Genomic DNA, 21,580 nt, shown 5'->3' on the forward strand with positions numbered 1-21,580 from the left:
TTTGGCAATACGAAGCCCGGTTTGGGTTTTGGTGAAATGGAGAAGAACATGTTCAACGCTTTGGTGATGGAACAGAACGAAGACGGGCTGGCCTCGGCCAACATTAAGCAAATTGGGGATGACGCGCTGCCCGAAGGCGATGTCACGGTGGCCGTTGAGTATTCCACGGTAAACTACAAAGACGGTCTGTGCCTCTCGGCCAAAGGGGGCGGTCTTGTGCGCAATTACCCGCATGTGCCGGGCATCGATTTTGCCGGAACCGTCGAGGCCTCTGACGATGATCGCTACAAGCCGGGCGACAAGGTTGTATTGACCGGCTGGCGCGTTGGCGAAATGCACTGGGGTGGCTATGCCCAAAAAGCGCGGGTCAAAGCCGATTGGCTGGTGCCGCTGCCCGAGGGCGTCAGCGCCAAGCAAGCGATGGCTGTCGGCACGGCGGGCTTTACCTCGATGTTGGCGGTGATGGCGCTGGAAGATCATGGGCTGAAGCCGGGACAGGGGCCGGTTTTGGTGACCGGGGCCGCCGGCGGTGTTGGCTCTGTTGCAACCGCCATTCTTGCCAATCTTGGCTATGAGGTGGCGGGTGTCACAGGGCGTCCCGAGTCAGGGGATTACCTGAAATCTCTGGGAGCCACGACGATTGTGCCACGCGAAGAACTGAATGAGACCACCAAACGCCCGCTTGAGGCGGAAACCTGGGCGGGGTGTGTGGACGCCGTAGGTGGCGACATGCTGGCGCGTGTTCTGGGGCAGATGAAATACGGTGCGTCTGTTTCAGCCGTCGGACTTGCCGGGGGGGCAGGGCTTCCGGCAACTGTGATCCCGTTCCTGCTGCGAGGTGTTAACCTCTTGGGCATCGACTCGGTCATGCAGCCTTATGACAACCGTCTGCGGGCTTGGCAGCGGATTGCCAGCGATCTGCCAATGGACAAGCTCGAGGCGATGATCCGCCCGGCGACCCTGTCAGATCTGCCGCAATTGGGCGCCGATATCCTTAAGGGGCAGGTGCAGGGCCGCGTGTTGGTTGACGTCAACGCCTGATCCAAGCTCACGGTGACAAATCGAAAAGGCGGATCCGTGTGATCCGCCTTTTGCATTATGATCTAGGGGTTTTGATGAAGAAGGTCGGTCAGGCCGGCGACATAGCTATCCCAGCCTGCGGCATGGTTTTGAAAGCTCTCTTGCGTTTCAAAGCCTAGGTGACGCACCGTGAGCTTTGTGCCCGAACCGTCATCGTGAAAGGTGACAGTGATCTCTGTTTTTTCCGGATCTCCAGACCATTGCCAGCTGCAACGCAGCAGCTCTCTGGGTCGAACCTCAGCAAATCGACCCTCGCAATCCGGTTCGGCGCTCGTGCCGGTCATAAACAGCTGGTACGCACCGCCAATGACTGGCTCGACAAACATGCGTTTTGCCGGCGCGATAACCGTGTCCGAAGACACCCAGGCTGCGTAGACATCCGCGGGTTTGGCCGGGACAACATATGATTTTTCAAAATCCATAAGGAGAGGGTAGCAGCAATCCTGATTTCGCCCAAATTGGCGCCGAAACCCAAGGCGATAAATCCGACCCGAGACGCAATTTATACTCTGTCAGAGGCAGAAGTGTTGAGCTAACCTGCGCCAAAGATCACCTGAGGAGCCGCGCGTATGGCCTACGACACCGACAACATTTTCGCAAAGATTCTGCGTGGAGAAATCCCGTCTGAAAGGCTGTATGAAGACGACGAAACATATGCGTTGATGGATATCATGCCGCGCGCGGACGGTCATTGTCTGGTGATCCCCAAAACCCCGTGTCGCAATATGCTGGATGCATCGCACGGGCAGCTCAGCGCATGCATGAACACGGTGCAAAAACTCAGCGCTGCCTGTATGACCGGCTTTGACGCGGATGGCATTACTCTGCAGCAGTTTAACGAGGCCCCCGGAGGGCAGGAAATCTTTCACCTGCATTTCCATATCTTGCCGCGTTACGAGGGGATCAAGCTACGCCCACCGGGTCAGATGGCGGATTTCGCGGTGCTTAAGACGCAAGCGGACAAAATTCGCGCCGCGCTGGCCGGCTGATCCCTTTGCCTGTTCGAACACCAACCACGGGCTTTGCATCGGCTGCGGTGTTCATTTCCGCTTCGGCTTGGGGGCTCTATTGGATTCCGCTAAGGTTTCTTGAGGATCAAGGTGTAGGCGGCAGCTGGGCCGTCGCGCTGTTGAACGCCCCTGCAGCACTGCTGTTGGGTGTGGTTCTGTTATTCCAGCTCGCAGCGCATCGTGGCCACATGCGAGAGGCCGCCGCCATTGGCGTCATCACCGGGTTGGGGTTAGCGCTTTATGGTTTGGGACTGGTGTTTTCATCGGTTATGCGGGCGACGCTGTTGTTTTACCTGACGCCTGTCTGGGCCACCCTGATCGGTATTGTCTGGCTGGAAGAAAAGGCAACATGGTTGCGTTGGGTCGCCATTGGCGTCGGGCTTATTGGTCTTTTGATGCTGGTGTCTGGAGGGGGCGCATCGGTGCCCCTTGGCATCGGCGATGTTTTTGCATTCTTCTCGGGTATCGCATGGGCCGTGGGGGCCGCGATGATTAAGAAATACAATGCGGTACCACTGGTCGGCATGACCGTGTTTCAGTTTGCCTCCACCGCGTTCTTTGGCCTTTTGCTCGGGGCCGTCGCCGGGCTGTTGGTGCCACCGGACCTGTCGGTCATCGCAGCCTCTCTGCCATCTGCGGCTGGTATTTCGATCCTGTTCATCATTCCGGCCGTGATGGTCTTGTTCTGGGCCCAGAAATTTCTGTTTCCGGGGCGTGTTGGGCTGTTGATGATGTCCGAAGTCTTGGTGGCTGCCATCACCGCCAGCCTGTTCCTGCCGCATGAGCGGATGAATGGTATTGAATGGCTGGGAGCAGCTCTGATCATCGGGGCCTGTTTGGTTGAGGTCTTGCTGGCGCCAAGCGATAAGGTGTGACCAAAGCGCTTTCGACTTGTGTTTAAAAATAACCTGACGCACCTTTTTGCCGAGCATCTGAGTGAGGGGTTTCATGCAGCTTGATATCGACTTTGTCCGTGACCAGTTTCCGGCCTTTGAGGAACCGTCATTGGCGGGACAGGCGTTCTTTGAAAACGCGGGGGGGTCTTATACTTGCAAGCCCGTGATTGATCGCCTCACGCGGTTTTATCACCAACGCAAAGTGCAGCCCTATGCGCCCTACGCCGCCGCCCAATTGGCGGGCGCTGAGATGGATGAGGCGCGCACGCGTCTTGCCCAACTCATGGGGGTGGACACCGATGAGGTGAGCTTTGGGCCGTCGACCACGCAGAATACCTATGTTTTGGCGCAGGCATTTCGCCAATGGCTGAATCCCGGAGATGCCATCATCGTTACCAATCAGGATCACGAGGCCAACACAGGGCCGTGGCGACGCCTGGCCGACGAAGGCATTGAGGTTCGCGAGTGGCAGATCGACCCTGAAACCGGCAAGCTGGACACTGACAAATTGGAAAACCTATTGGATGACGATGTGCGTCTGGTGTGTTTCCCGCATTGCTCGAACGTCGTGGGTGAGATCAACCCTGTGGCTGAAATCTCGGCCCGTGCCCATGCTGCTGGTGCCTTTGTTTGCGTGGACGGGGTCAGCTACGCACCGCACGGGTTGCCGGATGTCGGGGCGATGGGGGCGGACATCTACCTGTTTTCAAGTTATAAAACCTATGGTCCGCACCAAGGCATCATGGTGATGCGCCGGGCGTTGGGGATGACACTGCCGAACCAAGGGCATTACTTCAACGCTGACTCGCTTTATAAGCGTTTTACACCTGCTGGGCCGGATCACGCCCAAATTGCGGCCTGTGCGGGCATGGCGGATTACGTCGAGGCGTTGGCCGATCACCACGGCGTTGCGCATTTTGGCCCAACCGAACGTGGTGTCGCCGTGCACAATTTGATGCGCGATCACGAAAACCGCCTTTTGCAACCGGTGTTGGACTTTGCCGCAAGCCGTAATTCTGTCCGGTTGTTGGGACCAACAGAGGCCGAAAACCGTGCGCCGACAGTGGCGCTGGCCTGCGAAAAATCCGGAGAGGCGCTGGCCGCGGCCCTTGCCGAACACGGGATCATGGCAGGCGGTGGCGACTTTTATGCGGTACGGGCTTTGCAGGCTCAGGGCATCGACCCTGACAAAGGTGTGCTGCGTCTCAGCTTTGTGCATTACACGTCGCAAGCCGAAATCGACAAGTTGCTCTCCGCGTTGGAATCCGTTCTTTAGGGTTTGATTTCAGACTGTTAAGTCTTGCTGCTTTGCAGCAGATGAAACTCTTGCTCAAACGACAAAGGCTGGATTAGCATTTCAGCATCAGTCGCGAGGGGAGAGTGCGGATGATCCTGACCAGCACAGAGGGGCAAAACGACCTGCCGCGTTATTTTGCCAGGGTTTTTGACATTGCCACCCGGATCAACCGGGGTCGCTTGGACTTTGTCTTAGAGGACGGGCGCCGGTTTCGTGCCGAGGGGGAGCATCCCGGACCCGTGACCGAGCTTTGGATCCATAACGCGGACACATTTGCACGGTTGATGCGCGAAGGTGACCTGGGATTTTGTGATGCCTACATCGAAGGTTGGTGGAGCACACCTGACCTGCAGGCGTTTTTGGATTTTCTGAGATCAGACAATGATGTGCTCTATGACGGATTCCCCGGCATGGCATTTGTACGCGTTTACGAGCGGATGCGCCATTGGATGAATAGGAACACGCGTGCACAGGCCAAGAAAAACATCAGTTTCCACTATGATCTTGGTAATGAGTTCTATGGGTTGTGGCTGGATAACACGATGACCTATTCCTCGGCGCTGTTTCGCACGGGGCAAGAAAGCCTTGAGATAGCACAAACCCAGAAATATGCCTCGATGGTGGATCAGATGGGGGCCGAGCCGGGGGACCACGTGCTAGAAATCGGCTGCGGCTGGGGAGGGTTTGCAGAATACGCAGCAAGAGAGAGGGGACTGAAAGTCACCTGCCTGACAATCAGTCAGGAACAATTTAACTTTGCCAAAGAACGTATTGAAAGAGCGGGATTATCTGATCGCGTGACGTTTAAGCTTCAGGATTACCGGGACGAAATCGGCCACTATGATGGGATCGCGAGTATCGAGATGTTCGAAGCTGTTGGCGAAAAATACTGGCCGGTGTACTTCGACAATGTCCGTGATCGCTTGAAACCGGGCAAAGCGGCGACTTTGCAGATTATCACTTTAGCCGAGGAACGCTTTGAGTCCTATCGTAAAGGCGTTGATTTCATCCAGAAGTACATTTTTCCCGGCGGCATGTTGCCCAGCCCCGGTGCTTTGCGAACTGAAGTCCAAAGGGCAGGGTTGGAGTTTCTGCGCTCGGTGGAATTTGGCGAAAGCTACAGCCAAACTCTGCGGCGCTGGCACGACACGTTTAATGCCAAGTGGAATGACGTTCAGATGCTGGGGTTTGACGAACGTTTCCAACGCATGTGGAATTTCTATCTCACCTCTTGCGCTGCCGCCTTTCACAGCGGAAACTGCGATGTGACACAGATTACAATACGCAGGCCAAATTAATGCCCACCGGATCCAAACTCATTGGCGCTCTTTGTCTCGGCATTCTGGGCGCCGTTATTGCTGAAATGGTCAAGCCGTTGTTTCCGGAAGGCACTGGGTTTGGCTATTTCACCTATGTCAGCTTTGCCGTGGGCTTGTTTGTCGGCTGGAAGTTTCTGGGCGCACGGGCTGCAGGTCGGGGCCTGACCGAAGCGATCAACAACGGTCTCACCTCGGTCATAGTTCAGGTGTTTTTGGCGCTGTTTGTTTTCGGCTCGTACGAAATGATCATTCAGGCGCTTGGCCATCGCTACAGTGAGCCGATGGAAGCGCTACGAGGTATCTTGGAATTAGGCATGTTCTACGGCGCCTTTTTGCTGAATGCTCAGGTGATTATGACCCTGGTTGTTGGGGCAATTGTCTCAGGTATCATCACAGATTTTGCCTATCGGCACTGGAGATAACATTTTGAAATCCCTGTTTTTTTTCGGCACGTTGCGATACGTGCCGCTTCTGTCTCTGGTGCTTGGTCGTGATGCGGAAGCGCTTGATGTGACGCAGGCCAGTTTGCCGGGGCATCAGGTGCATTGGGCCAAGGATCAGGCCTTTCCGATGATCGTCAAAGGGGCCGGTGTTGCTCAGGGTCTTCTGGTTGAAGGCCTTAGCGATGAGGACGTCGCGCGGCTCAATTATTACGAGGGCGGGTTTGACTATACATTGCGGGATGTGACGCTTGAAGCCGGATCTGGCACTCGCACCAGTCAGGTGTATTTTCCGACAGAAGGTGTCTGGGTGGCTGGAGATCCTTGGGTTTTAGAAGATTGGGTGCAGCGATGGGGAGAAATGACCCTCTATGCTGCAATCGAGGTCATGAGCTACCTCGGCACGCTCAACGCTGACCAAGTCGCGGCGATGTTCCCGATGATACGGGCGCGGGCGACAGCGCGGGTTAATGCACGGCAGTCCAATCCGGCCCTGTCACCAAGCGGTTTTTCTGACCAGGATGTCACGGTCACCGCAGTCTCACGTCGATATGTGAATTTCTTTGCTCTCGACGAATACGACCTGTCTTTCCGGCGCTATGATGGCGGGGCCAGCAATATGGTTCTGCGCGCGGTGTTTCAGGGCAGTGATGCGGCGATTGTGCTGCCTTATGATCCGGTCCGAGATCGGGTCTTGTTGATTGAGCAATTCCGCCCCGGTCCCTTTGCAAGAGGGGACGAAAAACCTTGGCAACTTGAACCAATTGCCGGCCGTGTTGATGCAGGCGAAACACCCAAGGAAACGGCGCATCGAGAAACCCGGGAAGAAGCGGGGTTATCGCTCAGGGAATTGCACGATGTTTCGCATTGCTATGCCAGCCCCGGCTGCACGACCGAATACTATCATATCTACCTTGGCATCTGTGACTTGCCCGATGACGTGACCGGCATCAGTGGTATCGAGTCCGAGGCCGAGGACATCCGGTCTTATCTGTTTGATTTTGATGAGCTGATGGACATGGTCGACAAGATGCAGGCGGTGAATGCGCCGCTTGTTCTGGCGGCTTTGTGGCTTGCACGACATCGTGAACGGTTGCGCGCGGGCGCTTGAGTTCCCTTGATGTGCGTCCTACACAGGATATCAAGGAATTTGGAAGGAAAACGCGATGCGAATTGCCGCTGATTTGGCCGCCGCTGTAGGCAACACTCCCTTGATCCGTTTGCGCAAGGCCAGCGAGGCCACAGGCTGCGAGATTTACGGCAAAGCCGAGTTCATGAACCCCGGTCAGTCGGTCAAGGACCGTGCGGCTTTGTTCATCATTCGGGACGCCATTGCACGCGGTGACCTCAAGCCCGGTGGATCCATCGTTGAAGGCACGGCCGGCAATACCGGCATCGGTCTGGCGCTGGTTGGCGCCTCGATGGGCTTTAAGACGGTGATCGTGATCCCCGAAACTCAAAGCCAAGAAAAGAAAGATATGCTGCGTCTTGCGGGGGCTGAACTAGTTCAGGTGCCTGCGGCGCCATATTCAAATCCCAACAATTACGTTCGATATTCGGGTCGTTTGGCGGAGGAAATTGCAAAAACTGAACCAAATGGTGCGATATGGGCCAATCAGTTCGACAACGTTGCGAACCGTCAGGCGCATGTGGAAACCACTGGGCCAGAATTGTGGGCGCAGACCGAAGGTAAGATCGACGGCTTTACCTGCGCGGTGGGGTCGGGTGGCACGCTGGCTGGTGTCGGTGAGGCCCTACAGAGCAAAGGGGTCAAGGTGGCGCTGTCGGATCCCGGTGGCTCGGGCATGTTCAAGCTTTATACTGGCGTGGATCACGGTGGAGATTCGATCACCGAAGGCATCGGGCAGGGGCGTATCACCGCCAACCTCGAAGGCTTTACGCCCGATATGTGCTATAAGATTCCCGACGACGAGGCCTTGCCGATTGTCTTTGATCTCTTGAGTGAAGAGGGTCTGTGTCTGGGTGGGTCCTCTGGCGTCAACGTCGGCGGTGCCATGCAAATGGCGCGCGAGATGGGGCCAGGACATACCATCGTTACCGTGCTTTGTGACTATGGCACGCGCTATCAGTCAAAACTGTTTAACCCGGCTTTCCTCAAGGAAAAGGGGTTGCCAAGCCCATCGTGGCTTGGAAACGAAGGTCCAAGCAGTATCCCCGGCGTATTCGAGGACTTCTAAACCATGTTCATCCTGCGCACTTTGCTCTTTCTGTTGGTTCTGGCCTTTACGACAGGATCACAAACAGCTTGGGCGCAGGACGAGACCACCGCAATTGACTATGAAGAATGGCGCAAGGTTGCCACGCGCGCCGAGAACGCGATCGAAGCCGGGCGAGCTTCGGGTGCAGCGATGGATGAGCTTCGAAATCAGCTTGCCGATTGGAGTGCACGGTTCGCCGAAGCCAAAACCCGATCAACGATTTCTGAGGCGACACTTCAGGCGCGTCTTGATGCGTTAGGCCCCGAGCCAGAAGAAGGATTTACCGAACCCGACGAGATTACTGAAGGTCGAAATACCCTGAAAAAGCTCTTGTCCCAGGCACGAGTTCCTGCGGTTCGGGCTGAGGTTTCAAATGTTGAGGCGGATCGGTTGATCGAGGGGATCGATGCGCTGCTGCGGGATCGGTACACAAGTGAGCTGTTGAAACGGGGGCCCGTTCCCATTTCTCTGGCGAGTGTGAGATCTGGATTTGACAACTTAATCATGTCCTTCTCGCATGTCATCGGCGAGGTCAGAACCGCATGGGCCTATGAGCGCCACTCGAGGGAAATAGGGCAAAACCTGCTGCGCTTTGTGGTCTTTATGGCCATCGGCCTGACTTTCTTGATCCGGGGTGGCAAGTGGACAACCAGCGTTCAGAGGGTGGTGATACGGGGACAACTAGGCCCTGCGGTGGAAATTGCAGCGTTCTTGCTATCACTTGGATTTCTGGTGTTCCCGTTAATCGGTATCTTTTTCGTATCAGAAGCCTTCTATGCCACGGATTTGGCAGGTCTGCGTGGTGACCGAGTGCTTTCGACGCTTCCTCAAGCGCTGTTCTCATTTATTGTGCCGGTTTGGATTGGCCGGCGCATTTTTGATCCAGCTGAAGCCTTGCCGGAAACCGGTATTCTAAACGCCCGACAACGTAGAGTGGGGCTACGGTCCTTTTACGGGATTGGCATTGTTGTCGCGTTGTATCAGATGGTCCGTGCGGTCGCTGGCTACGATGGTTGGAACACCGAGGCAAGATCTGTGGTCTTGTATCCTTTGATCGTTTTGTCGTGCTACTTTTTGCTGCGTGTGGCGCATGTATTTCGCAAACGCACCATCGCGAGCGTTGAAAAACAACAGGGCGACGCGCGTTATTACGACCACTTCCCTAGTTTCGTCGCACGGTTCTTTCAGATCGCCGCGATCGTCGGAATTCTGTTGGCCACTGCAGGATATACGCGTGCCTCTGAGGCTCTGGTTTTTCCGGCGATTTACACCGTTCAGATGATCGCGTTTTTGGTGCTTCTGCATCGTTTTTACAACCGGCTTTTTGCCTATGGCCGTCCTGAAGGCAGCGACGACAAAACGCTTTGGCCATTGGTGTTGTCAGCCTCCTCAATTCTTCTCGCAAGCCCAGTGTTTCTGCTCATTTGGGGTATGAGGGCGCAGGAGATAGCAGGCTTGTATCAGCGCGCAATCGCTGGTTTCAGGGTTGGTGAAATCACGATTTCGCCCTCTGAAGTTATTATTTTCGTTGCTTTCTTCTCGGTCGGCTATGCGCTGACACGGTTGGTTCAATCCTTCCTACGGAACACATTCTTGCCGCGCACACGTTTGGATATGGGCGGGCAAAACGCCATTGTCGCAGGCGTGGGCTATGTCGGGATCACCGTGGCCGCAATTGTTGCCTTGAACAACACTGGTATCGATCTCGGATCCATTGCACTGGTTGCCTCGGCACTCTCGGTCGGCATTGGTTTTGGTCTTCAGACAATCGTCTCTAACTTTGTGAGCGGTATCATCCTTTTGATTGAGCGCCCCATCGCTGAAGGGGATTGGATCGAGGTCAACGGCCAGATGGGCTATGTGCGCGACATCTCAGTCCGGTCTACGCGTGTTGAGACCTTTGACCGGACGGACGTCATTGTTCCGAACAGTGATCTCGTTGCGGGCACAGTGACAAACTATACCCGAGGCAACACGGTTGGGCGGGTGATCGTGCCCGTTGGCGTGGCCTATGGCACGGACCCGCGTCTTGTCGAACAAATCCTTTTGGATGTCGCCAATGCACATCCTATGGTCCTGGCGGCCCCGGCTCCTTATGTGGTGTTCCAGGGGTTTGGGGCCAGCTCGCTCGATTTCGAAATCCGCGCCATCCTAAGGGACGTAAATTGGGTTTTGTCGGTGCGGTCTGACATGAATTACGAGATTACCAAACGCTTTATGGATGCTGGAATTGAGATTCCTTTCCCGCAACAAGATATCTGGCTACGCAATCCTGAAACCATCGGTCGGGATCACAAGGTCGAAGTTGAACCGCTCAACGAGGCAGAGTTACGCGAAGCGACGCAAGCCATGCGGCCCTCGCGTAAGGGGCAGCCAGACGCACCCGACAGTGGTGACGGCGGCGGCGGTGATGGAGACCGATAAATGACTGAGTTGTTGTTCCGCGAAGACGCTTACTTGCGCGACACACAAGCGACTGTCACAGCGCATACGCCCGAAGGCGGGATCGTTCTGGATCGCGCCTTGTTTTATCCAACGGGTGGTGGTCAGCCCGGCGACAGCGGCGCCATCCATTGGGATCAAACCACGCTGAAGATTGCCACCACAGTCAAGGGTGAGAAGGAACCTGTGGTTCTGGTTCCGGCTGAGCCCGCGGCATTGCCACCGATCGGGGCCGAGGTGGCGCAAACACTCGATTGGGACCGTCGTTATCGCCACATGCGCATTCACACCGCACTGCATTTGTTGTCGGTGGTTGTTCCGTTGCCTGTCACTGGTGGCTCTATCAGCTCTGAAAAGGGGCGACTGGACTTTGACATGCCCGAGGCCCCGGAGGACAAAGAGGCTTTGACCGACGCCTTGAATGCCTTGATCGAACAGGATCTTGTGGTCAGTGAAAGCTGGATTACGGATGAAGAGCTCGTGGCAAATCCAGGCCTGGTAAAAACCATGTCGGTCAAGCCGCCGATGGGGGCTGGTCAGGTCCGTTTGGTGCGGATCGGGCAGGGGGACGATCAGGTCGATCTGCAACCCTGTGGTGGCACCCATGTTGCCCGCACAGGCGAGATTGGGCGCGTCCGCATTGGCAAGATCGAAAAGAAGGGTCGCCAGAACCGTCGCGTCAATCTTTTGCTCGACGATTGAGAATTGCGATCTTGCGCGGTTTGCCCCTTGCGAGTCGCCTCTGATGCGGGCTAAAGAGCGCTCTAACGGAGCGGTGGCCGAGTGGTCGAAGGCGCACGCCTGGAAAGTGTGTAGGCGGGAGACCGTCTCCAGGGTTCGAATCCCTGTCGCTCCGCCACCCACCCCAGTCTCTGTCATCAAAGTCGCTATTTCCCTGTTTTATCCCGACTTTACGGGGGCTTGTGCTGTGCCATCTGCGTGGGAGACACTCGTGATTCAGTTGATCAGGGCCAAATCACTCGGCCGTCTCTGCCGCCAGCATCACGCGCTTCGGTTAGGCCTGATTTTCCCTGCTAACAGGGAATTAACAGGGAAATTTTGCAAAATTGGCCTGATTTGATCCAAAACACCCGCTAATAACCACAAAATATCAATGCGTTACGAGTGATTTCCCTACGCAAATTAACAGGGAACTTTTTAACAATTAACAGGGACATTTCCATCGGGAACAGGGAATGAAGCGCACAGATCAGGGATAGTTTAGATCTCGGCTGAATCCGTAAATCCGCGCCTGCATATCCCAGTCAAGCGGGATCGGTTTGCGGATAATTTTTTCCAGGGTCAGTTCTGGCGGATGGCGACCGTAGAGAATTGTTTTTTGGATCGCAGGCGAGAGGAAAGCGAGTTGGGCTCGCGTCCGAACGTATGACTCAGAGTGGCTGGTTGCGGCGGCGATGTCGTTCAATGATTTTCCCCGGCGCAGGTCCGCTGTCCAGATATGCGCGCGGGCCAGCGCACGCAGCATTGTTCTGTCCGGTTCAGGCTGGTGATCGCCAGCGACGATCTTTCCCTCGACGCCCCGTCGGCGCAGTTCGAAGGGTGCCTGGATTTGCAGCGCGGACGGATCGATCTCGTCAGGTTTCAAGCCAAGTTCATTTGCTAACTCGGTCGCTTGCAGGTTCAGGATGATGCTCCTTTTGGCCAGTTGGCCTCCCGCTGTGAGATTTGCGAGAAGTCCGGGCGCCCCTTTCCGCAGCCTCTGTGTCAGATCCTGAGCCTTGGTATAAACCACGTCGCCAATCTGAAGATCTGGCATGACGCAAATCCGATGACGGCGAGCAAGATCGCTCAGATGCTGCGCGATGATGTTCGCAACTGCCTGCTCCAGTGCCACTGCGGGCAAGCGCCAGCCACTCGGATCGGTACCGCCTGAGATCAGGCGATTGGAGACATAGTAGCGTAGCCTTCGTCCATGACGCTTGGTATGTGTCGGCGTCAATCGGTCCCCGGTCTCGTCCCGGAGTTTACCGGTTAAAGGTGCAATCCCACCCTTTGAGGGACTGCTCACGGAGCCGACCTGCGATCTTGGCCGGGCGCTGGCGACCTGCAACCTGGACTGAACGCGATCCCAAAGCTCAATGTCAATGATGGCCTGATGCTGCCCGTCCCAGACATTTGCTTTGTGTCTGATTTTTCCGATGTAAATGGGATTGCGGAGCAGCGCGTAGATCTGGCCGCGGGAGAAGGAATTGCCGCCCTGGGTCCGCCCCAATTTGAAGTGATGCCGTTTTGACCGCAATCTCATTGTCGTTGTCTCGCGCATGACCTTGTTCAGGCAGCCAAGCTGGACATAGAGTTGAAAGATTGCTTCCACGGTTTTCGCCTCGTTCTGATTCACCACAAGCCCTCTGGTTTTCGGATCGGGGTGCGGATCGTAGCCAAGGGGCGGCACCCCACCCATCCAGAGGCCTTTCTTTTTGAACGCGGCAATCTTGTCGCGAATCCGCTCGGCCGTGACCTCTCGTTCAAACTGGGCAAAGGACAACAGTACATTGAGCGTCAACCTGCCCATTGACGAGGCCGTGTTGAAGGCCTGTGTTACAGAAACGAACGAACACCCCGCCGCGTCAAAACGCTCCACAAGCTTCGCGAAGTCGGCCAGAGAGCGGGTCAGGCGGTCGATCTTGTAAACCACCACCATCTGGATGCGACCCGCGTCAATGTCATCAAGCAAGCGCTGCATCGCGGGCCTGTCGAGCGTGCCTCCGGAGATGCCACCATCGTCATAGCGGGTCTTGTCAGGAACCCAACCTTCATGCCGTTGGCTTGCGATGTAGGCCCCGCAGGCCTCGTGTTGCGCGTCGAGCGAGTTGAAGTCCTGATCGAGCCCTTCGTCAGAGGATTTGCGGGTATAGATTGCACATCGGATCCGTGGTTTGGTCATCGGGATGCCGATTTCTTGAGCCCGAAGAACCGAGGCCCGGACCATCTGGCGCCAGTGATCGCACGGGCGATCGCTGACAGTGAGGAATGGCGCTGACCGTCCCAGATGAACCCACCTTCAACGACATCGACGGCATGCGTCACGCCGTTCCATTCCCTGATGAGCCGTCCGCCCGGTTTGAGCGCAGCGCTCTTGGTGTCAGCCTTTTCATTGGTCGCTTTTGCAAGCTTTTCCGCAAAGCCCTTTGGCAGCCCGCCGAACTGTCGCGCCTGAATTTCAAAGCCGAGGAATCGGCGTAGAAACGGGCTGCTAAGCCGCTTTGGGATCGGGGTGCCGAAGATCTCTGACCAGACGGTTATCAGGGCCGTCCGGTCCATCGCTTCCAGTTCTGTCACCAATGGCGTCATCGGGCACCCGCCGGGCCGTCGGTGATGCGGTAGACGGGCCCATTGTCAGGTTTGGCGGCATCTGCGCGCTTGATGGTGTACCCGGCCTTCCTAAGCCCGCTGAGGCCCGCCCGAACTGAATGTGGCTGCCAGCCGGTGGCCGATTGCATGGCGGCAAGGTCGGCACCAGCCTTTCGGGCAAGAAGTCGGCGCAGGATTGCGGCTTTTGTTTCGCGCGCGGGTGTTTTTCTGGATGTTGGCATATCTGCTCCTCGGATCTGCCGGGCCAGCGGATTGCTGGCCCTGGTACCGAGGTGCGCCCGGGGACGCAGCCGGGCGTGGCATCAGTGACGCTCGTGTCGGCCCGGAAGTCCAGTGCGGAGTGAGCGACCCCGCGGCTATTCCGACGCCTCCGGAATATCCACCCCCATCTTCCGCAAAAGAGCGTAGACCTGCAGCCTTTTTGTTTGCTCTCGCTCTTTATCGGCCTGAACAGCTGGGCCAACGTCCAGCATGATGCGGATCGCTTCGAGCAAAGACGTTTTGTGGCCCTTCAACCCTTTTTTGCAGAGCGCAAGATAAGCGGCCTCAATCCCATCAAGTTTGACCGTCCGGCCATCCAGTGTTCGAGCCTCAATCGGCTGAGTCAGGATTTTGGCCGCATCTTGCACCATCTCTGACTTTGACTTTGGCCGGCCCTTGGGATTGCCAGATTGGCCTTTCTTCCAACGGGTGGTTTTCGGGGGGGGTGAAAATCCAACTTTGTCTTCGGTTCGCAAGTTATTCACTTCTCCCATTTCACAGGAACCCCCATATTCTCGAGCGCTTTTAGGAATTCTATTTTTTTTGCTTCCGGATCATGGGCATCGGTTTGATCGAGGCCGGCCTGTTCGATGATCCGTCGTTGCAGGGACAAAGCCTGTTTGTCGCCCTGCAAGGCCAGGTCACGCAGCCTCCAGATCAAGGCGTCGCGGATCGGGACCTTCCGCTCTTCGTCCCGGACCGGGACCTTGCGCTTTAACACCCGCTCTAAAACCGTGTTCAGATCATCTCGCTTTCGAGGGCGACCGCGCGGATTGCCGGATTTGCCCTTTTGAAACTGCGTGTGTTTCGGCGGGTTCATGAAGCCGGAAGTTGGAGTTTCACGATCAGTCATTCGGCAGCCTCCTCAGATTGCGGTGCGATGTCAGCGGCACGATCTATCGCCACATTTCCAAAGGCCTGGTTGGTGCCGTCGAGATGGGCGCGTTGGCCAGTGATGGCTTCATAACGGCGGCAGATGACGTCGCAGTAAGGCGGGTCGAGTTCAATCAGGCGCGCGATGCGGCCAGTGCGTTCGGCGGCCAGAAGCGTTGTGCCGGAGCCACCAAAGCCATCAAGTACGATCTCGCCGCGTTTCGTGACATCTTTGATCGCGTCAGCCACCAGTGCCACCGGCTTGACCGTTGGATGCAGCGCCAGGTCTTTCTGATTGGCACCAAAGCTGTTCACGCCAGGATAGTCCCAGACATTGGTGCGATAGCGCCCGGTGTCGCCAAGGCCAAAGGTGTTGGTGTGGGGCTCAGTGCCAACTTTATAGACAAAAACCAGCTCATGCTGGGAACGGTAGAATGTCCCCATGCCACCGTTAGATTTCTTCCAAACCACAAGATTCTTCAGCTCTGAATACACTTTGTCGCCAGTGGCCTGCAATTCGGGCATGTGGCGCCAATCCATACAGACAAAGTGGATGGCACCATTGACGCTGACATTTGCCATCTCGCTAAGTGCACTTTCAAGAAAGGCGGTGAAACCGGCTTCATCCATCTCGCCGGACGCCATGGCGAACTCGCGGTGCTGAATTGCGCCAGAGCCGCAAACATGGCCATCAATCTTCACGTTATAGGGCGGATCGGTGAACACAGCGCGGGCGCGATCAGAGTCCATAAGGGCCGCGTAAACATCGTGGTTCTGCGCATCTCCACAGATCAATCTGTGTTTGCCAAGCACCCAGATATCACCCAGTCTTGTCACTGCCGGGCCCATCTCAATGCCAGAGACATCGTCGTCGGGATCGGCTTCGTCTGTATCAGGGCCGTCAAGCAGGAAATCCAGTTCAGCGGTTTCAAAGCCTGTGATTTCGAGATCGAAGTCCAAATCCAGTTCAGACAAGGCCTGAAATTCAATCGCCAGAATTTCGTGATCCCAGCCAGCAAGCTCGGCCAGGCGATTGTCGGCAATGATATATGCGCGGCGTTCGGTATCACTAAGATGCGAAAGTTGGATTGTCGGCACGTCGGCAATGCCGAGTGTACGGGCCGCAGCGACGCGGCCGTGTCCGGCGACAATGCCGCGCTTGCCGTCAATCAGCACGGGGTTGGTAAACCCAAATTGCCGGATCGACGCTGCAACTTGTGCAATCTGTTTGTCAGTATGTGTACGGGCATTGCCCGCATAAGGTAGAAGATCATCAATCTTGCGATATTCGATCTTCAACCGGAATGTCTCCGGCATTGCCAGAGCAGAAGCTCCGTTTTTTAACGTTGGGGCCTCGGTGATCATGGTAAAGTTCCTTTCGTGCCTACCACATTGTCGCCACGCTCGTGTTGAATAGTGGCTCGAAGGAAACCTAAGGAATCATCGACAGCATGGCAGTTGAGCAGGATCCAGATGATCTCAACTCGGGCACCGAAGAAGTTGGCGACGCGTTCATGGCATGGGCTGTGTTATCGACCAAGCTCGACAAACTACCGGATTGGGTGCGCTCATACTTTGAAAAGCTGCTCGAACAGATTGACGCCTTTGACCCCCATTACGACGCGGAGATCGCGCTGACATGCGGACTTGAGGTTCCAGAAATTCGGTCAAAGGCGTGCAAGCTACTAGGGGCCAAGTCGCCGCATGACTATGCAAGCATCTTCGATTGGGTCGCCGCAAGGCAACAAAAACAGGGCGTCAATCTCGACACAGCGTTGTGGGATTATGTTGAGGATTTTGAACTTGATCCTGATGAGTATGAGACGATCAAGTCGGCATACCACAAGGTGCGCCGTGTCCGCCTTGCCAGCATGGATCAGGATCACCCAGCCTTTCAGAATCCAAAAGCTGAACCTGAACTAGGGTGAATAATGAGATGGGGCTGCCGTCTACCCAAAGCAAGAAAGAAATTCAAAACATATAAATCGCCTATATGGAATCAAACATATTCGAGCGATTGAGAGTATCCAGGCGGTAGAAGCTACAAAACGGGCGGCAGCTCACAGCAAGGGAGCAAATCACGATTGGCTCGACTGATCAACCCCGCTTGAGTGGTCCAGTTTGAATGTTAGTGCATGATTGGCCTTGGTTCCATCGGGACGATGGTTTCATACACCGGCCTTGTCGAAAGAAACATGTATAGGCAGCGCGGCGGGCCGATCTAACCTGTGCTAAGACCAAATGCTCTTCTTTTCGATACTTCTAGATCACTCCGGAGTTCATCCGGTTCGCAGTGATGGTGTACATCCGGATTAGGGCTATTCAGCTTGTCCAGAAATCGGTACGGTAATGCCGTCAGAATTCGTCACAGTATTTCAAGGACATTAGGAGTAGCATCATGAAGAACCTAGCCGCGGGTTTGTGTTGTCTGTTCTGCCCGCCCTCCGTTGTCACTGCAGATCCTGCGACCGAGTGTGGAGGAGGCAGTCAGGTCGAAATTGGTGACTGCGTCGCGGAAACGCTGGCTCGCGTTGATTCAACAATCGACATCTACTTGGGCTTTGCGGTGAGTGCTGCAGAAGAGCTAGATGCGGTAACGGGTCGAGAAGTTGCTGCTCTGGCTCTGGAAGCCGGGCAAGCTACGTGGGCGGCTTATCGAGAGGCGCATTGCGAGTTTGTCGGGGCGACGTTTGGAGGTGGCTCTGGGACAGGTATCGCAATCAATTCTTGCAGGATTGAGCTCGGCCGGGACCGAGCAGAAACGCTGATGCGCTACTCGCAATGACATTCAAATGGATGCGAAGGATTTCAGAGAAGATGATGAATAGGACCCGCGTCTTCCAAAATGCATTGTCCTCGCTGGCCATCTGCATTGCATTATTCGCAATGCCACACGCAATGCACGCCCAACAAACCCAAATGGGTACTTGCGCTGCAATCTCAAATTCAGCTTCTGACGTAAAGAAAGCTCTGGATGGCGTACTTGCACAGGCTCTCGACTCTCCGCTCGGTACAGCACCGGGCGCCGTGCTTTCAGTGCGCACAGGAGATTGGCAGTACATCGCTGCAGCCGGATATTCTGACCCTGCAACCGCCACGCCAATCGACTGCGCGATGCCATTCCAGATCGGAAGCAACACTAAGATGATGACGGCGGTTGTCCTGCTGCAACTCATGGAGGAAGAGCGACTAAGAATCGACGATCCTTTGTTTGCGCATCTTCCAGAGATCGCGACACGGTTACCATACGGAGACGCTATAACGTTGCGTCAACTTGCGCAGCACACATCCGGAGTCTTTAGCTATACCGACAATGCTCCCGACGGCACGCCGGGACTTATGGAAGGTGCTACTTCCAGCCGCGACGCCCTACTGCGCCCGCTTGACCCACCAGAGATGATCAACTTCGTAGTGGATCATGGCGAGCCGAACTTCGAGCCCGGTGCAGAAGGGTCCTGGAGCTACAGCAATACGGGATACGCGCTTCTTGGGATGGTCATCGAGAATTTGGAGGAAAGACCCATCGGCAAGTCGTTTGAAAATCGGATCTTTGGACCTCTCGATATGGATCACACCTATCTCTGGAACGGTATTCCGAGGCCCGAATTTGGCCTGCCCCGAGCATTCCTTAACGGCGAAGAATATGAAACGACCGACTGGAACATGACGCAGGGGTGGGCAGCTGGCGCCGTGATTTCAACGGTCGCCGACATGCATACATTTATTGAAGCGCTTGTAGCAGGTGAACTCTTCCAGCAACCGGAAACTCTGTCAGAAATGATGAGGACGACTCAGACTAACCATCCGGCGCTATCTGGGTATGGACTGGGCCTAGCGATGAAAGGTGATAATCTTTGGGGCCACGGCGGTCAAACCCTTGGCTTTGAATCCGAGGTGGCCGCATTCACCGACAAAGACATGTCGATTGTGGCGTGGGCTACGTCTTCGAGTAACGCGCTCGGATTTGGTGCATTTCTGATTTCAGATGCCCTTCGGGAGACAAAGGCACTACCAGATTAGATGTGCGGGAATGCTCAAATACCCAGCGATGCGCGCGCTACTAGTCGCATGGCATACTTTACTCACCTGGAATCAGCGTACGCTTCTCGCAATTTCGATCGTTTTCAAAAAGCTTGTCACAGGTATAGCTAGCCCGGTCCGCGTTAACAGCCGAATGTAGTAAAACTCCCTCTCGAAACCTGACACTCAAGACCCCAATCGTGGCCCGAATTCTGAGAGAGAGGGCAAAGCCGACGTTCGCAACCCACAGTCCTGCAACTGACACATGCGGAACCAGACCTAACCAGTACGGGAAGTCCGCATGGACCTGAGCCCAAGATTTGGGCTACGCTAGTCGAAGCGAACGTTGGCTTCGCAGTTTTGGGAGAGAAATATGAACCGCTGGGCATTGATGACATGCATATTGATGGGGATCTCGGGCAATCCGGCAGTATCACAACCGCTTGAAGAAGAACCAAGAGCCTTCAATCCCTATAGCGAAACGGCCTTGGCGATTACCGGGCCGGTGATTTTGTCGACCAGCCGAATGGTTTTCGAGACGGGTCAGGTTCTCGATCTCGATTTGGTCGACCAAGCAGCTTCGGGTGATTGGGGAGCGTCCGGCAATGTACCTGCTGCACAGGTGTTCCGGGTTTCAGGAGACGTGGGGCCTCTTCGGCAGCAAAACACGCTGTGTGGAGACCAGCCAGTCACGTACATGGCAGTCTGGGATGAGGAAAGCTCTGGGTCCTAGATCCTCGGAATCGCCATGTTCACTGGAACGGAAATACCGACGGGTGTTGCCCAAGAGAGTATCTGCGCAACCTATTTTTTTGCGACGAATGCAGCGAATTAGTCATTCCCCGCTTTGGTCCACGTGCAGGGATTGAGGATACTTATTTCAGTACGTTGTATGAATCCAACGGTCGTTCAGCGGCTGAGGGCTGCAGAAGAAACGGATGATGTTCGGCTCGATCTTGATCGTCAGGCCAGGTTCGATTTTCATAGCTCGAAGTTCAGTTCTGTCTGTGATGTATTGCTGCTGCGCGACTTGCTGACGTCCTCGGCCTGGTCGACATAGGTGGTGGTTTGTTCAGCGACACGTGGACAGGTTACAGGCGCTTGCTCACGCCGGGCTGTTTTCGGTCGATTGCCTTTGACGCTTGTGTGACCTGATCGTTCCAGAAGCACTGCTTTAATGAAAGAATGCTCCACCATGCACATTCCGCCAGAACTCTCCAGCTATGTTCGAGACGCCTTGCAGTCCGGTCGCTCCGAAGATGACGTGCGCAGCAGCCTGAAATCCGCAAACTGGACCGAGACCGAAATCGTTACAGCCCTGTCAGGTTGGATGATCTGTGATGGTGCGGGTGCCGTACCCCGACCTGTTCGCTCCTCAGCGGCGCGAGACGCCTTGTTCTATGCATTGCTCTTCGTGGTGTTCGGAATGGTCGCCGGAAACACGCTCGCTTTGCTTTTCGCCCAGATCAACATCTGGTTGCCAGAACCGGATGAACTACACAGCTATTCGGGTTTGGCCGCGCTGCGCTGGTCGATGGCTGCGCTGATTGTATTTGTCCCTGTATTCTGGGCAATGGATCGAAAAGATCGGCATGCGGCTGCGTCAGATTCTTCGCGAAAACACGGAACGATGCGCCGGTGGCTGTCGGCCATCGCCATGCTGGTGGCGGTGATCACGCTCTTGGGCGATGCGCTCTATCTGATCTACAGTTGGCTCGATGGACAAATCACACTGCGGTTCCTTGTTAAATCCGTTGCGGTTGCCTTGATGTCTCTGATTGTGTTGGCATATTTTCGCGAGAACCGTGATTTCCCCTTTCGCTTTGCCCATCTCCCCGCGGCCTGGGTTCTGACGGGGTCGGCCATGATTGTCTTGGGTCTGACCCTGTGGACAGTGGGTGGTCCGGCCCAAGGCCAGATGGAACAGCGCGACCGCTGGCGCATCTCCGATCTGCGCAGTCTCACGGCGGACGTCGCCGCCTGTACCCAGATCGACCGCGCAAACCTGCCGGGTATGCTTGACCCATTGATCTGCGCGCGCAATCCAGTGCAGCTGACCGGGTATGCCACGGCAATCACGTACCAGCGCATCGCACCGACGGATTTTGAATTATGCACCGAGGTTGAATTTCCACCCGCCATCCAAGCCTATGACTTGCGGGTTGACGCAAACAGGGTCTGCCTGCAACGATCAATGGAGTGACTGTCCGTCATCCCAAGAGCGTGGCCCCAAATGGATGCACGCCTGCCACATCCAAAACCAGCGGGTGATCCCATCTTCTAGGAGCTTCTGCTGCAGCCTCGATCTGGTCGCAGGGTGCTTCAACTCGGATGACCGTGCTGTGGCAGAAAACTGCAGTTCAGGCTGGATATAAAAACAAAACGATTTC

At 55.6% G+C, this 21,580-nt stretch carries 22 protein-coding genes and 1 tRNA gene; 16 read left to right on the forward strand and 7 right to left on the reverse strand.

Going from position 1 to position 21,580, the window contains the following annotated elements; translation table 11 throughout:
* Window positions 1-48: 48 nt before the first annotated feature.
* Window positions 49-1,041: an acryloyl-CoA reductase gene (gene acuI / locus Q0932_RS17830; RefSeq protein ID WP_299356130.1), complete on the forward strand. Its 993-nt coding sequence runs from the start codon at window positions 49-51 to the stop codon at window positions 1,039-1,041.
* Between the two features lie 62 nt (window positions 1,042-1,103).
* On the opposite strand, the gene Q0932_RS17835 is transcribed toward acuI, so the two are convergent.
* Window positions 1,104-1,502 (reverse strand): SRPBCC domain-containing protein, encoded by a 399-nt coding sequence (locus Q0932_RS17835; RefSeq protein ID WP_299356132.1) that lies wholly within the window; start codon window positions 1,500-1,502, stop codon window positions 1,104-1,106.
* Window positions 1,503-1,649: 147 nt separating this feature from the next.
* On the opposite strand from Q0932_RS17835, the gene Q0932_RS17840 reads away from it, so the two are divergent.
* The 10 genes from Q0932_RS17840 (at window position 1,650) to Q0932_RS17885 (ending at window position 11,562) form a co-directional block, all read left to right on the forward strand.
* Window positions 1,650-2,069 (forward strand): HIT family protein, encoded by a 420-nt coding sequence (locus Q0932_RS17840; RefSeq protein WP_299356134.1) that lies wholly within the window; start codon window positions 1,650-1,652, stop codon window positions 2,067-2,069.
* Window positions 2,070-2,074: 5 nt separating this feature from the next.
* On the forward strand, window positions 2,075-2,965 hold the full coding sequence (locus Q0932_RS17845) for a DMT family transporter (protein ID WP_299356136.1): 891 nt from the start codon (window positions 2,075-2,077) through the stop codon (window positions 2,963-2,965).
* A 73-nt stretch (window positions 2,966-3,038) separates the two neighbouring features.
* Window positions 3,039-4,262 (forward strand): aminotransferase class V-fold PLP-dependent enzyme, encoded by a 1,224-nt coding sequence (locus Q0932_RS17850; RefSeq protein ID WP_299356138.1) that lies wholly within the window; start codon window positions 3,039-3,041, stop codon window positions 4,260-4,262.
* A 110-nt stretch (window positions 4,263-4,372) separates the two neighbouring features.
* On the forward strand, window positions 4,373-5,581 hold the full coding sequence (locus Q0932_RS17855) for a cyclopropane-fatty-acyl-phospholipid synthase family protein (RefSeq protein WP_299356140.1): 1,209 nt from the start codon (window positions 4,373-4,375) through the stop codon (window positions 5,579-5,581).
* On the forward strand, window positions 5,581-6,024 hold the full coding sequence (locus Q0932_RS17860) for a TrgA family protein (RefSeq protein WP_299356142.1): 444 nt from the start codon (window positions 5,581-5,583) through the stop codon (window positions 6,022-6,024). Before Q0932_RS17855 ends, Q0932_RS17860 begins: the two co-directional genes overlap by 1 nt.
* Before the next feature lie 4 nt (window positions 6,025-6,028).
* On the forward strand, window positions 6,029-7,153 hold the full coding sequence (locus tag Q0932_RS17865; protein ID WP_299356144.1) for an NUDIX domain-containing protein: 1,125 nt from the start codon (window positions 6,029-6,031) through the stop codon (window positions 7,151-7,153).
* A 55-nt stretch (window positions 7,154-7,208) separates the two neighbouring features.
* Window positions 7,209-8,240, forward strand: coding sequence for a cysteine synthase A (locus Q0932_RS17870; protein ID WP_299356146.1), 1,032 nt, complete (start codon window positions 7,209-7,211; stop codon window positions 8,238-8,240).
* 3 nt (window positions 8,241-8,243) lie between these two features.
* Complete coding sequence (locus Q0932_RS17875; RefSeq protein ID WP_299356148.1) at window positions 8,244-10,685, forward strand: mechanosensitive ion channel domain-containing protein; 2,442 nt, start codon at window positions 8,244-8,246, stop codon at window positions 10,683-10,685.
* A complete protein-coding gene (locus tag Q0932_RS17880; RefSeq protein WP_299356150.1) occupies window positions 10,686-11,405 on the forward strand; it encodes an alanyl-tRNA editing protein in 720 nt (239 codons plus the stop codon).
* Between the two features lie 67 nt (window positions 11,406-11,472).
* Window positions 11,473-11,562 (forward strand) — tRNA-Ser (locus Q0932_RS17885).
* Window positions 11,563-11,913: 351 nt separating this feature from the next.
* Here Q0932_RS17885 and Q0932_RS17890 read toward each other — a convergent pair.
* The 6 genes from Q0932_RS17890 to Q0932_RS17915 form a co-directional block, all read right to left on the reverse strand.
* Complete coding sequence (locus Q0932_RS17890; protein ID WP_366141428.1) at window positions 11,914-13,653, reverse strand: recombinase family protein; 1,740 nt, start codon at window positions 13,651-13,653, stop codon at window positions 11,914-11,916.
* Window positions 13,605-14,015 (reverse strand): DUF2924 domain-containing protein, encoded by a 411-nt coding sequence (locus Q0932_RS17895; protein WP_299356154.1) that lies wholly within the window; start codon window positions 14,013-14,015, stop codon window positions 13,605-13,607. The genes Q0932_RS17890 and Q0932_RS17895 overlap by 49 nt, the downstream gene beginning before the upstream one ends.
* On the reverse strand, window positions 14,012-14,257 hold the full coding sequence (locus Q0932_RS17900; protein ID WP_299356156.1) for a DUF3489 domain-containing protein: 246 nt from the start codon (window positions 14,255-14,257) through the stop codon (window positions 14,012-14,014). The genes Q0932_RS17895 and Q0932_RS17900 overlap by 4 nt, the downstream gene beginning before the upstream one ends.
* A 135-nt stretch (window positions 14,258-14,392) precedes the next feature.
* Window positions 14,393-14,791, reverse strand: a complete 399-nt coding sequence (locus Q0932_RS17905) for a DUF5681 domain-containing protein (RefSeq protein ID WP_299356158.1) — start codon at window positions 14,789-14,791, stop codon at window positions 14,393-14,395.
* Complete coding sequence (locus Q0932_RS17910; RefSeq protein ID WP_299356160.1) at window positions 14,779-15,150, reverse strand: DUF5681 domain-containing protein; 372 nt, start codon at window positions 15,148-15,150, stop codon at window positions 14,779-14,781. The genes Q0932_RS17905 and Q0932_RS17910 overlap by 13 nt, the downstream gene beginning before the upstream one ends.
* A complete protein-coding gene (locus Q0932_RS17915) occupies window positions 15,147-16,535 on the reverse strand; it encodes a DNA methyltransferase (protein WP_299356162.1) in 1,389 nt (462 codons plus the stop codon). The genes Q0932_RS17910 and Q0932_RS17915 overlap by 4 nt, the downstream gene beginning before the upstream one ends.
* 86 nt (window positions 16,536-16,621) lie before the next feature.
* Between Q0932_RS17915 and Q0932_RS17920 the strand changes: the two genes are divergently transcribed.
* The 5 genes from Q0932_RS17920 (at window position 16,622) to Q0932_RS17940 (ending at window position 21,393) form a co-directional block, all read left to right on the forward strand.
* On the forward strand, window positions 16,622-17,098 hold the full coding sequence (locus tag Q0932_RS17920) for a hypothetical protein (RefSeq protein WP_299356164.1): 477 nt from the start codon (window positions 16,622-16,624) through the stop codon (window positions 17,096-17,098).
* 470 nt (window positions 17,099-17,568) lie between these two features.
* Window positions 17,569-17,955 (forward strand): lysozyme inhibitor LprI family protein, encoded by a 387-nt coding sequence (locus tag Q0932_RS17925; RefSeq protein WP_299356166.1) that lies wholly within the window; start codon window positions 17,569-17,571, stop codon window positions 17,953-17,955.
* Window positions 17,952-19,190: a serine hydrolase domain-containing protein gene (locus Q0932_RS17930; protein WP_299356168.1), complete on the forward strand. Its 1,239-nt coding sequence runs from the start codon at window positions 17,952-17,954 to the stop codon at window positions 19,188-19,190. The genes Q0932_RS17925 and Q0932_RS17930 overlap by 4 nt, the downstream gene beginning before the upstream one ends.
* A 373-nt stretch (window positions 19,191-19,563) precedes the next feature.
* A complete protein-coding gene (locus tag Q0932_RS17935) occupies window positions 19,564-19,923 on the forward strand; it encodes a hypothetical protein (protein WP_299356170.1) in 360 nt (119 codons plus the stop codon).
* 462 nt (window positions 19,924-20,385) lie between these two features.
* The gene (locus Q0932_RS17940) at window positions 20,386-21,393 is read left to right on the forward strand and encodes a DUF5671 domain-containing protein (protein ID WP_299356172.1); all 1,008 of its coding nucleotides are present in this window, start codon (window positions 20,386-20,388) and stop codon (window positions 21,391-21,393) included.
* The last annotated feature ends 187 nt before the right edge of the window (window positions 21,394-21,580 follow it).

The organism is uncultured Shimia sp. (assembly GCF_947498095.1).
GTDB lineage: Bacteria > Pseudomonadota > Alphaproteobacteria > Rhodobacterales > Rhodobacteraceae > Shimia.

Bases quoted from the DNA above. Each gene is read 5' to 3' on its own strand.
- acuI (WP_299356130.1), top strand. From the start codon at position 49: ATGTTCAACGCTTTGGTGATGGAACAGAACGAAGACGGGCTGGCCTCG.
- Q0932_RS17835 (WP_299356132.1), bottom strand. From the start codon at position 1,502: ATGGATTTTGAAAAATCATATGTTGTCCCGGCCAAACCCGCGGATGTC.
- Q0932_RS17840 (WP_299356134.1), top strand. From the start codon at position 1,650: ATGGCCTACGACACCGACAACATTTTCGCAAAGATTCTGCGTGGAGAA.
- Q0932_RS17850 (WP_299356138.1), top strand. From the start codon at position 3,039: ATGCAGCTTGATATCGACTTTGTCCGTGACCAGTTTCCGGCCTTTGAG.
- Q0932_RS17855 (WP_299356140.1), top strand. From the start codon at position 4,373: ATGATCCTGACCAGCACAGAGGGGCAAAACGACCTGCCGCGTTATTTT.
- Q0932_RS17860 (WP_299356142.1), top strand. From the start codon at position 5,581: ATGCCCACCGGATCCAAACTCATTGGCGCTCTTTGTCTCGGCATTCTG.
- Q0932_RS17870 (WP_299356146.1), top strand. From the start codon at position 7,209: ATGCGAATTGCCGCTGATTTGGCCGCCGCTGTAGGCAACACTCCCTTG.
- Q0932_RS17875 (WP_299356148.1), top strand. From the start codon at position 8,244: ATGTTCATCCTGCGCACTTTGCTCTTTCTGTTGGTTCTGGCCTTTACG.
- Q0932_RS17880 (WP_299356150.1), top strand. From the start codon at position 10,686: ATGACTGAGTTGTTGTTCCGCGAAGACGCTTACTTGCGCGACACACAA.
- Q0932_RS17890 (WP_366141428.1), bottom strand. From the start codon at position 13,653: ATGGTCCGGGCCTCGGTTCTTCGGGCTCAAGAAATCGGCATCCCGATG.
- Q0932_RS17895 (WP_299356154.1), bottom strand. From the start codon at position 14,015: ATGACGCCATTGGTGACAGAACTGGAAGCGATGGACCGGACGGCCCTG.
- Q0932_RS17900 (WP_299356156.1), bottom strand. From the start codon at position 14,257: ATGCCAACATCCAGAAAAACACCCGCGCGCGAAACAAAAGCCGCAATC.
- Q0932_RS17905 (WP_299356158.1), bottom strand. From the start codon at position 14,791: ATGGGAGAAGTGAATAACTTGCGAACCGAAGACAAAGTTGGATTTTCA.
- Q0932_RS17910 (WP_299356160.1), bottom strand. From the start codon at position 15,150: ATGACTGATCGTGAAACTCCAACTTCCGGCTTCATGAACCCGCCGAAA.
- Q0932_RS17915 (WP_299356162.1), bottom strand. From the start codon at position 16,535: ATGATCACCGAGGCCCCAACGTTAAAAAACGGAGCTTCTGCTCTGGCA.
- Q0932_RS17920 (WP_299356164.1), top strand. From the start codon at position 16,622: ATGGCAGTTGAGCAGGATCCAGATGATCTCAACTCGGGCACCGAAGAA.
- Q0932_RS17925 (WP_299356166.1), top strand. From the start codon at position 17,569: ATGAAGAACCTAGCCGCGGGTTTGTGTTGTCTGTTCTGCCCGCCCTCC.
- Q0932_RS17930 (WP_299356168.1), top strand. From the start codon at position 17,952: ATGACATTCAAATGGATGCGAAGGATTTCAGAGAAGATGATGAATAGG.
- Q0932_RS17935 (WP_299356170.1), top strand. From the start codon at position 19,564: ATGAACCGCTGGGCATTGATGACATGCATATTGATGGGGATCTCGGGC.
- Q0932_RS17940 (WP_299356172.1), top strand. From the start codon at position 20,386: ATGCACATTCCGCCAGAACTCTCCAGCTATGTTCGAGACGCCTTGCAG.